This window comes from Paenibacillus sp. FSL H3-0329, assembly GCF_037963285.1.
In the GTDB taxonomy this organism is placed as follows: Bacteria; Bacillota; Bacilli; order Paenibacillales; family Paenibacillaceae; genus Paenibacillus_AQ; species Paenibacillus_AQ odorifer.
This window is the reverse complement of sequence record NZ_CP150150.1, coordinates 3,927,604-3,941,713: the sequence shown is the minus strand read 5'-3', so window position 1 is coordinate 3,941,713 and position 14,110 is coordinate 3,927,604. Positions and strand designations below refer to the sequence as shown.

The 14,110-nt window shown below is 43.4% G+C and carries 11 protein-coding genes and 1 pseudogene; 9 read left to right on the top strand and 3 right to left on the bottom strand.

The features are described from left to right. Positions 1-37: 37 nt before the first annotated feature. Entirely contained in the window at positions 38-1,732 is a 1,695-nt protein-coding gene (locus tag NSQ66_RS17360; protein ID WP_036688094.1) for a M3 family oligoendopeptidase, read from the bottom strand. A gap of 230 nt (positions 1,733-1,962) precedes the next feature. Between NSQ66_RS17360 and NSQ66_RS17355 the strand changes: the two are divergent. The 8 genes and pseudogenes from NSQ66_RS17355 to NSQ66_RS17320 all read left to right on the top strand — a co-directional run. After that, positions 1,963-2,097 (top strand): annotated as a pseudogene (locus tag NSQ66_RS17355) (VOC family protein); the annotation flags it as partial. Positions 2,098-2,315: 218 nt separating this feature from the next. After that, positions 2,316-3,500 (top strand): GntR family transcriptional regulator, encoded by a 1,185-nt coding sequence (locus NSQ66_RS17350; RefSeq protein WP_076142460.1) that lies wholly within the window; start codon positions 2,316-2,318, stop codon positions 3,498-3,500. A gap of 245 nt (positions 3,501-3,745) precedes the next feature. Further along, the gene (locus NSQ66_RS17345; protein WP_076142462.1) at positions 3,746-5,011 is read left to right on the top strand and encodes a glycoside hydrolase family 125 protein; all 1,266 of its coding nucleotides are present in this window, start codon (positions 3,746-3,748) and stop codon (positions 5,009-5,011) included. 44 nt (positions 5,012-5,055) lie between these two features. After that, a complete protein-coding gene (locus tag NSQ66_RS17340) occupies positions 5,056-6,360 on the top strand; it encodes an ABC transporter substrate-binding protein (protein WP_076142464.1) in 1,305 nt (434 codons plus the stop codon). A gap of 71 nt (positions 6,361-6,431) precedes the next feature. Then, positions 6,432-7,319 (top strand): sugar ABC transporter permease, encoded by an 888-nt coding sequence (locus NSQ66_RS17335; protein ID WP_036688088.1) that lies wholly within the window; start codon positions 6,432-6,434, stop codon positions 7,317-7,319. Positions 7,320-7,352: 33 nt separating this feature from the next. Next, positions 7,353-8,240, top strand: a complete 888-nt coding sequence (locus NSQ66_RS17330) for a carbohydrate ABC transporter permease (RefSeq protein WP_076142466.1) — start codon at positions 7,353-7,355, stop codon at positions 8,238-8,240. Positions 8,241-8,273: 33 nt separating this feature from the next. Then, positions 8,274-9,329 (top strand): glycoside hydrolase family 76 protein, encoded by a 1,056-nt coding sequence (locus NSQ66_RS17325; RefSeq protein WP_076142468.1) that lies wholly within the window; start codon positions 8,274-8,276, stop codon positions 9,327-9,329. A 12-nt stretch (positions 9,330-9,341) separates the two neighbouring features. After that, complete coding sequence (locus NSQ66_RS17320) at positions 9,342-10,403, top strand: glycoside hydrolase family 76 protein (RefSeq protein WP_076142470.1); 1,062 nt, start codon at positions 9,342-9,344, stop codon at positions 10,401-10,403. A 64-nt stretch (positions 10,404-10,467) separates the two neighbouring features. Here the strand turns inward: NSQ66_RS17320 and NSQ66_RS17315 are convergent, their stop codons facing one another. Beyond that, positions 10,468-11,574 (bottom strand): glycoside hydrolase family 88 protein, encoded by a 1,107-nt coding sequence (locus tag NSQ66_RS17315; RefSeq protein WP_076142472.1) that lies wholly within the window; start codon positions 11,572-11,574, stop codon positions 10,468-10,470. A 212-nt stretch (positions 11,575-11,786) separates the two neighbouring features. Here NSQ66_RS17315 and NSQ66_RS17310 point away from each other — a divergent pair, with 212 nt between their 5' ends. Continuing rightward, positions 11,787-13,241, top strand: a complete 1,455-nt coding sequence (locus NSQ66_RS17310) for a glycosyl hydrolase family 28 protein (RefSeq protein WP_076142474.1) — start codon at positions 11,787-11,789, stop codon at positions 13,239-13,241. 7 nt (positions 13,242-13,248) lie between these two features. Here NSQ66_RS17310 and NSQ66_RS17305 read toward each other — a convergent pair whose 3' ends face one another. Then, positions 13,249-14,106, bottom strand: coding sequence for an AraC family transcriptional regulator (locus tag NSQ66_RS17305; RefSeq protein WP_076128265.1), 858 nt, complete (start codon positions 14,104-14,106; stop codon positions 13,249-13,251). Positions 14,107-14,110: the final 4 nt, after the last annotated feature.

Sequence of the window (14,110 nt, the reverse complement as noted above, 5' to 3'; positions counted from 1 at the left end):
GCAGGGATTGCTTTTTTATCGGTACTGCAAGGTATTATTAAAGTTCTTTATCATTAATGCTGTTTAACCAGCTTTCAATCTCCCCAATGACCGAGCTAATGCAGCCATCTTCAAAAGGTGAAGTCAGGCCCGCAAGTTCAACTAGCTTGATAAAGGATTTGCTTCCTCCGGCTTGACATAACTCCAAATAATCACTCCAAGCGGATTTGAAATCTTCATTTGAGCGTTTCCAGAACTGGAAGGCACATAGCTGTGCTAGTGTATAGTCAATGTAATAGAACGGGGAAGCGAAGATATGGCCTTGCTTATGCCAAAATCCACCCTGTTCCAGATAAGCATTACCTTCATAATTGCGGTGCGGCAAATATTTTTTCTCGATTTCTCGCCATGCTTGCTTACGTTCAGCAGGGGTTGCTTCAGGATTGCTGTAAACAAAATGCTGGAATTCATCTACAGTAACTCCGTAAGGAATAAACTGAAGGCTATCTGCCAAATGATTGAAACGGTATTTGTCTGCATCCTCTTCAAAGAACAATTCCATCCATGGCCAAGCAAAAAACTCCATGCTCATGGAATGGATCTCACAGGCTTCATAAGTAGGAAAAGCATATTCGGGTACATTAATATTTCGGCTTTCATACACCTGGAAGGCATGCCCCACTTCATGGGTCAAGACATCAATATCCCCTGAGGTTCCATTGAAATTCGAGAAAATAAAAGGTGCCTGGTATTGGCTGAAGTAAGTACAATAGCCGCCGCCTTGCTTTCCTTTTTTACTTACTAAATCCACTAGATTGTTATCCAACATAAAAGTAAAAAATTCATCAGTTTCCGGAGAGAGCTCTTTGTACATCTTTGATCCGTTAGCTACAATCCAGTCAGGATCTCCTTTAGGAGTGGCGTTGCCAGTCTTGAAGCTGAAGTTCTCGTCATAAAATTTCAAGGCATCCAGGCCTAGACGTTCAGTCTGCCGTTTCTTAAGCTGTTGGGAGACGGGTACGATATGCTCCAGAACTTGTTTGCGGAAGTTGGCTACCATGTCGGCGTTATAATCGGTCCGCATCATCCGGTCATAACCTAGCTCCACAAAGTTGCTGTAACCAAGCTTTTTAGCAATGCGGTCACGGACTTTAACTAGCTCGTCATAGATTCGATCAAATTCACTTTCATGTTCAGACATAAAATCATATCTGGCTTGTGAAGCACGTTTACGCATATCACGGTCCGTGGACAATTCAAAAGGAGTAAGCTGAGTCAGTGTGCGTTCTTCGCCTTCGAATGGAATCTTAGCGGACGCGATAAGCTGAGCGTATTCTGTAGAGAGTTTGTTCTCCAATTGTAAATCTTCGATGATTTCTGGACTAAAAGTACGCAGAGCTACTTCTGCAAGCTGAAGCAGCTGTGTGCCCCATTCTTGTTCGAATTCGGCTCTGTATTTGGAATTGACGAGTGCTTTGTAATAGTCCGTTATGTATTCCTGAACGATAGGCCCAATTTCGTCCATGAATTCCTGTTCAGCCTTGTAGAATTCATCTGTTGTATTGATCGAATGGCGAACGCTAACCAATGTCTGCAGCGTGTCAAACTCATTGCGAAGCTTGTTAATAGCGGTAACGGAAGCCTTTTGCACTTCTAATGGCTCGGTGTCATTGAGATCTTTAAGCAGGTTGTTAAAATCCTGTTTGAACTTCTCTACATCCGGGCGCTCATAGCGATAATCATTAAATTTCATTAACTATTCAACTTCCTTTCTATACCAGATAGTCTCTATTATATATTCTGAACAGCAATTTACGATAGACCTGTGTTAGCTGTTTTTGAATAAAAAAAGAACAAATGGACAAAAGTGTAAAAACTTGTTAGATGAAATACGGTTTGATATTATCTAAGAATATAGTAAAAATGCAATTTATGAGCGCATCCGTACAATGTAATGAAACGAAAATAGGAGGCTCGATATAGATGAAACCCCGGATTACAGTAATAACACTAGGTGTGGACGATCTGGAGAAGGCTTTTATTTTTTACAAGGATGGATTAGGATTCCCGACCAAAGGGATCATTGGGAACGAATTTGAACATGGAGCAGTTGCCTTTCAACAGCTTATCGATTACTTAGCCTTTATTTAACCCGCATTCGCTGAATACGGGTTATCTCTGTTTATATATGAATATTTGTATTTTTCCACTTTACACCATACATCCTTCCTCCCTCTTTTTTTGCAGCAGCAGCACAAATGTCGACAAACTTAATATATCATGATATATTATTATGTATAAGATGAAAAAATTAGAGTCAGGAGATAACGAAAGTCATGAGTGAGACAACATCATCCAAACCGATGTATGAAAAAATATTTGATGAAGTGAAGCAGCTTATCGTTAATAAATCCTATGGACAAGGGGAACGGGTTCCCTCTGAGAAAGAACTGGCTGAAGCCTATAATGTTAGTCGGATTACGAGTAAAAAAGCTCTGGAAATGCTCGCCGCGGAACAATTAATTGTGAGAAAACCTGGAAGAGGTTCATTTGTGGCTGATCCAGCAGTCGATTACATGGAATCAGCAATATCTCCGGGGACGGTCTCCGACGGAACTGTTTTCAATTCCTTTAACCATGAGGAAAAGACGATCGGTCTGGTTATTACCGACTTTGGCAACAGCTATGGCACAGGCTTGATTTATGGCATGGAGCAGGCTTCACGTGATAATGATTGTTTTCTGGTTTTAAGAAGAACCTTTGGGGTCCCGGAGAACGAAGAGAAGTCTATTCAGAAGTTGCTCAGCTTAGGTGTAGATGGTCTGATCATTTTTCCGGCTCAAGGCGAATTTTTTAATGCTGAGATTCTAAAATTGGTGATAGGGCGCTTCCCGCTAGTTCTGGTAGATCGCCATTTAAAAGGAGTGGCAGCAGCATCGATCAGTACTGATAATATGCAGGCTGCACTCAAAGGTACGGAGTATTTATTTGATCTCGGGCATACTCACATCTCCTTTCTCTCTCCACCTCCAGCGGATACCACAGCTCTTGAAGAGCGGGTAGAAGGATTTATTCAAGCGCATGCAGAGCGGGGGATAGCTGTAGACAAGGGATTGTGGGTCAGCGATTTGACCTCAACACTACCGGATTCCTTCAACGATGAGAATATTGAACATGACATTTCACGGCTTATTTCTCATTTGCAAAAGAATCCAACAATAACAGCGCTTTTTGCTGTGGAATATAATATTGCGCTGCTGGCTAGAACTGCGGTCCAACGACTTGGGCTACGGATTCCAGAAGATATTTCGATCATTTGCTTTGATAGTCCGCCAACTCCACTCGGTTCGGGTTATGCATTTACCCATTTACGGCAAAATGAAGAAGAGATGGGGCGACTCGCAGTAGAAAATGTATTGCGAATTATGAACGGGCAAAGTGTGTCCAATAAGATAATGCTGGAAGCTGAGTTGATTTCTGGTGAATCAACAAGCTCTGCTAAACAATCCAGCTCTAAATAGAAATTTGGGTTATTATCCAAATTAAACATATATTAGTTGTTATGAAAACCTATCTTTATGGATGGGTTTTTTTATTTATTTTAGAAATATATTTATCTTTATAGATGTATTGATATATTATTATAATAAATAAACATATTGACATACTAATTACATGACAATATACTAATCAATGAAAGCGCTTCAAAGCTCAAAAGAAAAAGGGGGTATTATAACTGAAAGCAACTAGAGAAATACCCGAGTCGATGCAAAAACTGGCATCTAGCGTAAAAGCACAGCTGAGTGATCGTCCGAAATTAGCCGACATGTTCGAGAAATGTATGGCTAACACCTGGAACACAACCTTAAAACGAATGCCAAACGGAAGCACTTTTGTTATTACCGGGGATATTCCAGCGATGTGGCTACGGGATTCCGCCGCACAGGTCAGACCTTTCCTAATCCTTGCCTCCGAAGATGAAGAAATTGCAGACATGATTGAGGGACTTGTACGTAGACAATTTACTTACATCCAGCTTGATCCTTATGCTAACGCATTCAATGAAGAAGAAAGTGGGCATGGTCACCAAGAGGATCTGACAGAGATGAGCCCGGGAGTCTGGGAAAGAAAATATGAAATTGATTCGTTATGTTATCCAATCCAACTGAGTTATCTGCTCTGGAAGAATTCGGGCCGCACAAGTCAGTTTAATGAGTCATTTGTAACGGGCATAGAAAGAATCATAACATTATGGACTACCGAACAGAACCATGAGCGCGATTCAAAATATCTTTTTCAACGGATGAACTGTCCGCCCACGGATACGTTAGCTCGAGAAGGCAAAGGGACGTTGACGGCTTATACCGGAATGACTTGGTCTGGATTTCGTCCTAGTGACGATGCCTGTGAATATGGGTATTTGGTTCCAGCCAATATGTTCGCGGTGGTTGTTTTACGATATGTGTGTGAAATTGCCCGTGAGATTTTAGGTGATCAGGAGCTGGAAAAGAAAGCTAGAAAACTATCTGACCAGCTCAATAAGGGAATAAGTGAGTATGGAATTGTAGAACATCCAGAGTTTGGGGCGGTCTATGCCTATGAAGTAGATGGTCTGGGACAGGTGAATATTATGGATGATGCAAATGTACCGAGTCTTCTCTCCATCCCTTATTTGGGTTATGTGACTGCTAATGATCCTATCTATAAGAATACCCGTGAACTTATTTTAAGTAGCACTAATCCCTATTTTTTCGCAGGAAAAGAGGCTGCTGGCATTGGAAGTCCGCATACGCCAAATCGGTATATCTGGCCCATAGCTTTAGCGATACAGGGAATGACATCTGTCAGCATAGAGGAACAGGAGGTCTTACTTCATCTGCTGGAGAAGACGGATGCTGGAACTGGATTTATGCATGAAGGGTTTCATGTGGATAATCCTGATGAATTTACACGTCCATGGTTCTCTTGGGCAAACATGATGTTCTGTGAGCTTGTACTCATGCGCTGTGGTAGGCAAATTAAGCGCGGTTGAGACCAACAAGGTTTTTATAATCGACTCTAAAGGGGATAGAGAACATGAAAAAATGGCTGGTTACCTCCATTGTTTTGGTAATGACTACTACACTTGCTGCGGGCTGCGGTGGTAATAACGGATCTGCGGACAAAGAGACCGGAAACACAAGCAAAGCTGGGAGCAGTACCGGGAAAAAGACAGAGCTTACCTTCTGGGGAGATTGGGGCGGTGAGGGGCAGAAGCAATTCGAGACCATGGTGGATGCTTTTAATAAATCGCAGGATAAAATTCACGTAAAATATGTGCTGCAACAGGATATGATCACGAAATTCCTAACTTCTGCGACCAATGGCGGCACTCCTGATGTACTGTTTTGGGACCGTTGGAGAACTTCGCTGTATGCCCCGAAAAATGTACTGCATCCGGTGGATGAATACTTAACGCGTGACGGTATTTCCGAAGATGATTTCTACAGTGAATCCCTACGGGAGCTTTCATACGATGACAAATTATATGGGCTGCCGCTTACAGTAGATGCCCGTGCTCTTTTCTATAATAAGAAGCTGCTCGCAGAGGCAGGACTTCAGCCTCCAACAACTTGGGATGAGTTAGAGGCAGCGGCTACGAAGCTAACGAAATGGAATGGCAATAAATTGGAGACCGCAGGTTTTTCTATGGGAGATTTGGGACTTTTTAATATGTATCTCCAACAGGCTGGCGGCACCATGCTTACGGAGGATGGAAAGACCAATTTTAATAATGAGCAGGGCAAGCAGGTGCTTGAGTTCTGGGATCGCCTAATGAACAAGGACAAAGTGTATAAAGTAGGGTTCGAACTTGGACTTGGTGAAGGGCAAGATGCTTTTGTCACAGGTAAAGTGGCTATGCTGTATTCCGGTCCGTGGATGCTCAGCACCTATAACAAATATGGTAAAGACCTGGATTATGGAATCGTTCCTCCTCCAGCCGGACCAAATGGTGATAAAGGTAGTGTCATGGGTGGATTTGGGCTAGTGATTCCAGAAGGCTCCAAACATAAGGAAGAAGCATGGGAGTTCATCAAATGGTGGACAGCGAACAAAGATAACGCGTTGCTCTGGGCAAAGACGAGTCTAAACCTGCCGGGTTATAAGCCATCGATGGAAGATCCATTTTTCAAGGATGATCCAAAGTGGCAGCCGTTTCTGGAAACGTTGGAGTTCGCCAAGGTTCGTCCGAACCATCCTGGATATTCCGTGATGGAGACTGATGCTTTGGCCCCTAATTTGCAGCTTAACCAGCAAAACAAGATGAGCATTGATGAGACCTTGAGGAAATCGCAAGAAGAGGGCGACAAAATGCTGAAGGATAATGAAGTAGTGAAGTAGTGAAATAATAAGTAAGACATTTGAAGTGAAGGGAGGTTTCGCCTCCCTTTTGCTTAGGAGGGGGTAGCTGAATGGCTTCCATCAGAAAGCTAGAGAAACATCAGGCGCGGACGGCTTATCTGTTTATTACACCCACGGTATTGCTGTTTACAGTATTCACAGTCATCCCTGTGGTAATGGCGCTATATTTAAGCTTTACCAACTACGATGTACTTAGTAGAAACGATTGGATCGGTTTTGATAACTATCGCCGTTTGATAGAGGACAGTTTGTTATGGAAAACATTCCGAAATGTATTTCTGTATTCCATCATTTTCGTTCCATTTAATATTCTGATTTCGCTTCTCCTCGGGATTCTGCTTAGTCGATCCTGGCGTGGGGTAAAGTTGTTCCGCACATTGAATTATCTGCCTACCCTTACATCCGCCGTTGCTGCTGCTACCGTTTGGATCTGGCTTTTGCATCCTGAATTTGGTTTGGTTAACGGATTGTTGTCTTATGTTGGGATTACGGGTCCAGCTTGGTTATCCGAGACCCGAACGGCGATGTTGTCCATTATTATGCTTACCCTCTGGCAATCGGTAGGTTCTAATATGATTATCTACTTGGCAGGTCTGCAAGGCGTGCCTGACTATTTGTATGAATCTGCACGGTTGGACGGTGCTAATAAGCTGGCTTGTTTCCGGTTTATTACTTGGCCGCAGCTGCGACCAACAACCTTTCTTGTCAGTACGATGTCAATCATTGGTGCGTTGCAGTTGTTCGACCAAGCTTTTGTGCTGACGCAGGGTGGTCCGGCGAATATGACAAAGACCCCAGTTTATCTGATCTATCAGCAGGGCTTTAATCAATTGCAAATGGGGTATGCGTCTGCACAAGCATTTGTGCTTGCTGTGGCGATTCTCATTTTCTCACTAATAAACATGCGGATCACAAAGGCGGAGGAGTCCATTGTATAAGCCGGGCTTGCCATGCAGAAGGGGGATAGAGGTATGGATACTAGCGGAAGTTCGTTATTAAAAAGAAGCTTAAGCAAATCTATCTATTATATAGTGTGCATAGTTATTGCTATCGTAATGTTTCTACCTTTTTATTGGAGTGTTCTTACATCCTTGAAGCCTGACGAAGAGATCTTCGCCATGCCCATCCGGTGGTTTCCTTCACATTTGACCTTAGAACACTATCGTAAGGCATTTACTACGGTTCCGTTTGCGCTCTATTTCTGGAATTCGCTTGTACTTGCAGTAGCGGGTGTATTGGCGAATCTGTTCTTTGGTTCTATCAGTGGTTATGCGTTCGCAAAATTGAATTTTAAGCTCAATAAGCCGATATTCCGCGTGCTGCTTGCGGCGATGATGATACCAGGCATTGTGACGATGATCCCCACGGTTTATGTCATGCGCCATATTCCTCTTTTTGGAGGAAATGATATTTTTGGTAGCGGGGGTAACGGGCTGATGAACTCATTCTGGGGGATTATTCTTCCAGGCGCTTCTGGAACCTTTGCTGTGTTCTTCATGCGGCAATTCTTTCTCACCTTGCCTAGTGACATGATGGAAATGGCCCGGATCGAAGGCTGTGGAGAGTTTAAAATATTTTGGCGGATATATTTGCCGTTGACTAAACCAGCGCTGGCTACTTTAAGTATCTTTACCTTCCAAGCGGGCTGGAACAGTTTCTTATGGCCAATGATTGTGCTGAATGATCCCGACAAAGCAACGATTCAGATGGGACTTCAAGCTTTTTCTTATAATTTTCAAACAGACTACGGTCCAATGATGGCTGGAGCGCTAGTAGCAATCTTGCCGATATTGGTGTTGTTTTTAGCTCTTCAGCGTTATTTTGTACAGGGGATAGCCTTCAGTGGTATTAAGGGCTAATGCAATAAAAATCGAACCAGGGAGAGAGTCTATATGAACCAATTGGAGATAGGGATTTGGGAGGAACGGGCGAATCAAGCACAAGCTGCATTGGATTCATTCTTCTGGAATGAAGCGATCAAAATGTACAATATAGAAACACCTTGTCCAAATGGAGAATGCAACACGATTTTTCATTATTGGTGGATGGCCCATGCTGTGGATGTATTGGTAGATGGACTACAGCGGACTGGAGAGAACTGGTATGCCAAAAGGCTTTCCGCACTTCATGAAGGTCTGCTACAACGAAATGGTGGTGTGTGGCCAAATGAGTTGTATGATGATATGGAATGGATGGCTCTCGCGTGGCTTCGTGCTTATCAAGCAACAGGAGTGGAAGGTTATAAAGACACAGCCCTTCTTTTATGGAACGACATTCAGACAGGTTGGAATGAGCATATGGGCGGTGGAATTGCTTGGCAGAAATCACAGTTGGATTATAAAAATACACCAGCCAACGCACCGGCAGCTATACTTGCGGCACGCTTGTATCAAGCTTTTGGTGAAGCTGGCAATCTTGAATGGGCGTTAAAAATATACAGATGGCAAAAAGAGCATCTAGTAGATCCGGCAACGGGTTTTGTATGGGATGGCATGAATCGCACTGGCGATGGAAAGATCGATAAAGATTGGAAATACTCCTACAACCAAGGTGTTTTCATTGGCGCAGCAGTTGAACTGTACCGTATCACTAAAGAGCAGGAATATTTAGAGGATGCTCGTCTAACCTTTGCCGCCGCAGCCCATGAACTTGCTGACTCTGAGGGAGGTGTGCTGCCAGATGAAGGAAATGGTGATGCGGGACTGTTTAAAGGAATCCTGATTCGCTATACAGCTGAATGGGTCAAAGCTGATTCCGCAGCAGTTAAAGCTGTAGATTTCCTGCGAGCGAATGCAGAATGTCTCTGGGAACAAGGAAAGTCAGAGGATAAAGTGTTGTTTGGCACAGATTGGACTTCGTCCTCTGCTGGTGTAATTCAGCTCAGCTCCCAGCTTAGTGCGATTAAGCTGCTGGAGAAGATGGCTGAATTAACTAAGGAACAGGGTTGAGGTGAGTTCTTAATGACACAAGCAAAGGAAGCCATAGAAGCAGTCAGTTGGCAGGAAAAGTCCGAGTGGTTCCAACAATGTCTACTACGTAATTATTATAATGCTGAGACGGGGATCATGAACCAATGGTATCCAAGAGCGTACAACGTTGCGGGGGAAAACTTTTATTATTGGTGGCAGGCTCATGTCATTGATATTTTAGTAGATGGTTATGAGCGTAGTGGAGATCCTGTGTATTCCTTGAAAATTAAGGAGCTAAGTCAGAGTCTGCAAGCTTATAACGGGGGGACTTTCAGGCATAATTACTATGATGATATGGAATGGACAGCATTGGCGTTGCTCCGTGCTTATCGGGTAACAGGACATGAAGCCTATTTAAATGCTGTGCTTGATCTATGGGAGGATATTAAGACGGCTTGGAATGAACAGTTGGGTGGAGGTCTGGCGTGGAAGAAGGATCAGCTAGATTATAAAAACACACCTGCCAATGCACCTGCCGTCATCCTTGCAGCCCGGTTATATGAACTTTTTCATAAGCAAGAGGATCTGGAGTGGGCGCTCCGTATCTATGAATGGAACAAGATATATTTGATGGATTCTACGACTGGTTTTGTGTGGGATGGGATGAATAGACTCGGGGATGGCCAGATCGATTACGATTGGGAGTTTACTTACTGTCAGGGGGTGTTTCTAGGCGCTGGCCTAGAGCTTTACAAGAATACGGGTGAAGTTCATTACTTAGAAGATGCGAATCGAACGGCTAATACATGTATTGATCGGTTATGCGATCCAATTAATCTGATGTTGCCTGATGAAGGCATTGATGATACTGGATTGTTCAAGGGCATTCTGATTCGTTATTTGGTTCAGCTCTGTAAAATATCTCCTGTAAATATCCGTATTCGCGAGGTTATATTGGCCAATGCAATGCAGTTGTGGGAAAAAGGTCTGGATAAACAACTGGGTCTGTGCAGTTCATCGTGGGAAGTGAAACCGGAGCTTCCGGTTCAGCTGAGTATTCAACTCAGCGGCTTGATGCTGCTGGAGGGTGCTGCGGCACTGGTGAACGAATAGCCTGAAATATATAAAGACACCTCAAGAGAGGTGTCTTTTTGTTGTTTAAATTAACTATCTGCAATTAAAATATCCGATGTTTCCAGCCATTTAATTTAGCGATAGCCTCAATATAATAGTAGTCTCCATAGATCAGGGACACATCAATGAAGGAATTGCCACTGCCAGTTCCGTGCAATAAAATCGATTCATGCTCCGGCAGCTCCCAGGTTGCGTAATTTTCCGTCAGTGAGCGCAGAATTCGCTCCGCTGCATTTGCATATAGACTTTTTTCGCCTAAGGGTACGATAACTGCAAGCTCTAATAATCCTGAAGCGGCTATAGAGGCTGCGGAGCTATCTCGGAACATCCGGGTATCATCCTCTAGGCGGAAATCCCAATAAGGGACTTGATCCTCAGGCAAAGCAGAGATGAAATAATGTGCGATCCGCTTAGCAGTGTTCAGGAAACGTTCATCACCAGTGTGGCGATAAGTATTGATAAAGCCGTACAATCCCCAAGCTGTTCCTCGGCTCCAAGAGGATTCAGCCGAGTAGCCTTGACCGCCAAAATTCTCAAGATAAGCACCTGTCTCTGCGTCAAAAGAAATAATATGTTTGGTGGATCCATCCTCACGTATGCCATATTGCATTGTCGTTTCGGCGTGGCTAATTGCAATATGCTTATAGCGGGGATCACCTGTCACTTTGCTGGCCCAAAACAGCAGGGAGATATTTAACATACAGTCGATAATTACCCAGCCGTATTTATCTTCATTCCATGCGCGGATGAATTTGCCTACAGGATTATAGCGGGCAGCGAGGAAATTCGCTGCTTCAATCCCTCTGCGCAGGGCATCTTCGTCACCTGTAATTGTATGTTTGATTACAGCGGTCGGAAGGAATTGGAATCCCACATCGTGATGCATCTCAACCGTTGGTTTAACAAACCATTCCTCCAAGGTACCGTCCCAATGCCAAGCAGCCTCCTTGTAAAATTCTTTTCCGGTCATATCATGCATGATCCAGAGGAGTCCAGGCCAGAACCCTGTAGTCCACCAGTCTGAACCGATATCATCAAATTTGCCATCTTTCCCGGCGAAATGCGGGCACTTGTCACCGATCTGCTCTACCATACGTTCCACTTTTGTATCAAGTCTACCCATGATTTCCTGCCAATAAGGGTGTGTCATAATTATTGCCTCCAGTGTAATTAGGATGTTATGAGTATAGCTTTCTAAAGATCAGGAAAGTTGTGTTTTGATATAAGGAAATGTTTGATTATTGTCATGTTGAAGTTGGCTTATAATTTAAAACTGACAAAATACAAACATTTCTGCATAACACATTAAAACTTTATCGGTGTTGGAAACGATACAATCGAAATGAACAGGAGGATGGTAAAGTGGATGATTTACAAGTATATAAAGCACCTAAAGATATCCCGGGACGTGAGGATTATAAGGTTAGAGTACGGCAGCCTGAAGGAGAATGGCATAGCTTGTTTATTTACGAGGTTAAGGTAGATATGCATGAGGTGCGTCCTGCATCCATGGCTTATTTTGATCTGGAAGGTACAGTAGAAGTTGAAGTCACCTGTCTTTATACGGAGATTGATTGTGTGAACATTGCTCCGGCTTCGCGAGGGATCTCTTACGAATATCATGGAAATACCATTTTGTTTAAGCTAACAGGTCCGCAAAAGTTATCGATTGAGATCAACGGTGATATTTTTCGAAATCTGCATTTATTTGCTAACCCTAAGGAGAAGGATGCCCCTCAACCAGAGGATGCTAATGTTCTAGTAGTCCAACCGGGTATACACCGGAAACCTGATCTTTTACGGCTGCTGGATAATGCCGCTGCTGATCCTCGTGAAAAAAGGAAGGTGCTTTATTTCGCTCCAGGCACACATTATATAGAAGAAACAGTATTGCCGGTCCCTTCGGAAACCACGGTGTATCTTGCCGGAGGTTCAGTGCTTGTAGGTTCCTTGGTATGCGAGGGAGTTCATGATGTATCCATTCGTGGTCGCGGTATAATTTATCTTGCGGATTTTCATCGATTCTCGGCCTTTCGAGGGATACGAATTATTTTTTCGCGATCCATAAATGTGGAAGGTATTACCGTGATTGATCCGCCACATTACAGCATTTTCATCGGGCAGTCTGAGCAGATTGTGATTGATAATTTCAAATCGTTTAGCACTCGGGGGTGGTCTGATGGCATTGATATTATGTCTAGTTCCGAGGTTAGAATCCGGGATGTTTTTATGCGTAATTCGGATGATTGTATTGCTATTTACGGCTCGAGATGGGATTTTTATGGGGATACCCGTAATATTAGCGTTCGTGATTCCATTCTGTGGGCGGATGTCGCTCATCCATTAATGATTGGTACACATGGGGACCATGAACGGAACGGGGACACCATTGAGTCTATTGTTTTTGCAAATATTGATATCTTGAATCATCACGAACCGCAAGAGAACTATTGGGGGGCACTGGCGATTAATGCCGGGGATCGAAATAGGGTATGTAATGTTCTATATGAAAATATACGTGTAGAGCGTATTGAGCGGGGGCAGCTAATTGATGTGCGGGTGGTCTATAACAAGGATTACAATCCAGAGCCGGGGACAAGCATCCGGAACATTACATTTCGCGACATCAGCTATAGCGGGACGGCCAACCCTTCACGAATTTATGGATATGACGAAGAGAGAGCTGTTGAAAATGTGACCTTTGTCAATTTAAGGATCAATGGTGAACTGGTGGACGCCCCCCGCCCAGAGCTGATAGATATTAATCATTTTGCTAAAAATATACTCTTCGTTACTGAAAAAAATACGGTTGTGTAGATTGGATCTAATTACTTTTTCTATATTTTAATGGCGTCGTCCCTAGGACTCTTTTGAACAGTTGATTGAAATATGAGGCATTTGGAAAACCAACAGTGATTCCGATTTGCTCCACAGGCAGGTCTGTCGTTCCTAACAAGCGGCAGGCCTGTTTGATCCGGCGGGCAGTCAGATAATCAACAAGCCTTCCTCCGGTTTCCTGATGAAAGATTCTGGAGATATAGGATTTGGACAAGTGAATCTCCTCAGCTAACTGATCCAGATTAACCTCCTCATGATAATGCTCTTCGATAAAACTCATGATTTTCTCAGAATAGCGCAAGGTTCGCCGTTCTCCGGATTGGAATACATGCTGATCTTCAGTTCCTATATTGCTCAATAATTGAAGAATTAACAGTGAAATGTCTTCGGTATCCTCAGTCAGACTGACTTTTTTATTGTGATTATATTGCTCCAGAATCCACTCCACAGACTCAACGTGATCCTTAAGATCAAAGGCACAATGTGTATTTTTCCCTTGCCAAAGCGCTGTGAATAAAGCCTTTCTTTTCGCAAAACCCTCCAGCAGGTGTTCAGCAACATGTGGATCAATGTAGAAGATAGTTCGTTCAAAAGGACATTCGGGAGAAACCTCAGAATAGATCCGGTGCAGCTGATAGGGCTGGAAAAAGAATAACATTCCCCTGCGGATATCGTACATCTGCTGATTCACAACAACGTTTCCCTGTCCGCCATACACGAACATGACTTCACAGCATTGATGCCAGTGATAATAACCTTTGTAATAGTCGTCGGTATATATTTTATAATCCCAAATCAAGGTCTTATGTTCTTCAAAAACAACAGGTTCGAACAGCTGCTTCATAGGC

Bases quoted from the DNA above. Each gene is read 5' to 3' on its own strand.
- NSQ66_RS17360 (WP_036688094.1), bottom strand. From the start codon at position 1,732: ATGAAATTTAATGATTATCGCTATGAGCGCCCGGATGTAGAGAAGTTC.
- NSQ66_RS17350 (WP_076142460.1), top strand. From the start codon at position 2,316: ATGAGTGAGACAACATCATCCAAACCGATGTATGAAAAAATATTTGAT.
- NSQ66_RS17345 (WP_076142462.1), top strand. From the start codon at position 3,746: ATGCAAAAACTGGCATCTAGCGTAAAAGCACAGCTGAGTGATCGTCCG.
- NSQ66_RS17340 (WP_076142464.1), top strand. From the start codon at position 5,056: ATGAAAAAATGGCTGGTTACCTCCATTGTTTTGGTAATGACTACTACA.
- NSQ66_RS17335 (WP_036688088.1), top strand. From the start codon at position 6,432: ATGGCTTCCATCAGAAAGCTAGAGAAACATCAGGCGCGGACGGCTTAT.
- NSQ66_RS17330 (WP_076142466.1), top strand. From the start codon at position 7,353: ATGGATACTAGCGGAAGTTCGTTATTAAAAAGAAGCTTAAGCAAATCT.
- NSQ66_RS17325 (WP_076142468.1), top strand. From the start codon at position 8,274: ATGAACCAATTGGAGATAGGGATTTGGGAGGAACGGGCGAATCAAGCA.
- NSQ66_RS17320 (WP_076142470.1), top strand. From the start codon at position 9,342: ATGACACAAGCAAAGGAAGCCATAGAAGCAGTCAGTTGGCAGGAAAAG.
- NSQ66_RS17315 (WP_076142472.1), bottom strand. From the start codon at position 11,574: ATGACACACCCTTATTGGCAGGAAATCATGGGTAGACTTGATACAAAA.
- NSQ66_RS17305 (WP_076128265.1), bottom strand. From the start codon at position 14,106: ATGAAGCAGCTGTTCGAACCTGTTGTTTTTGAAGAACATAAGACCTTG.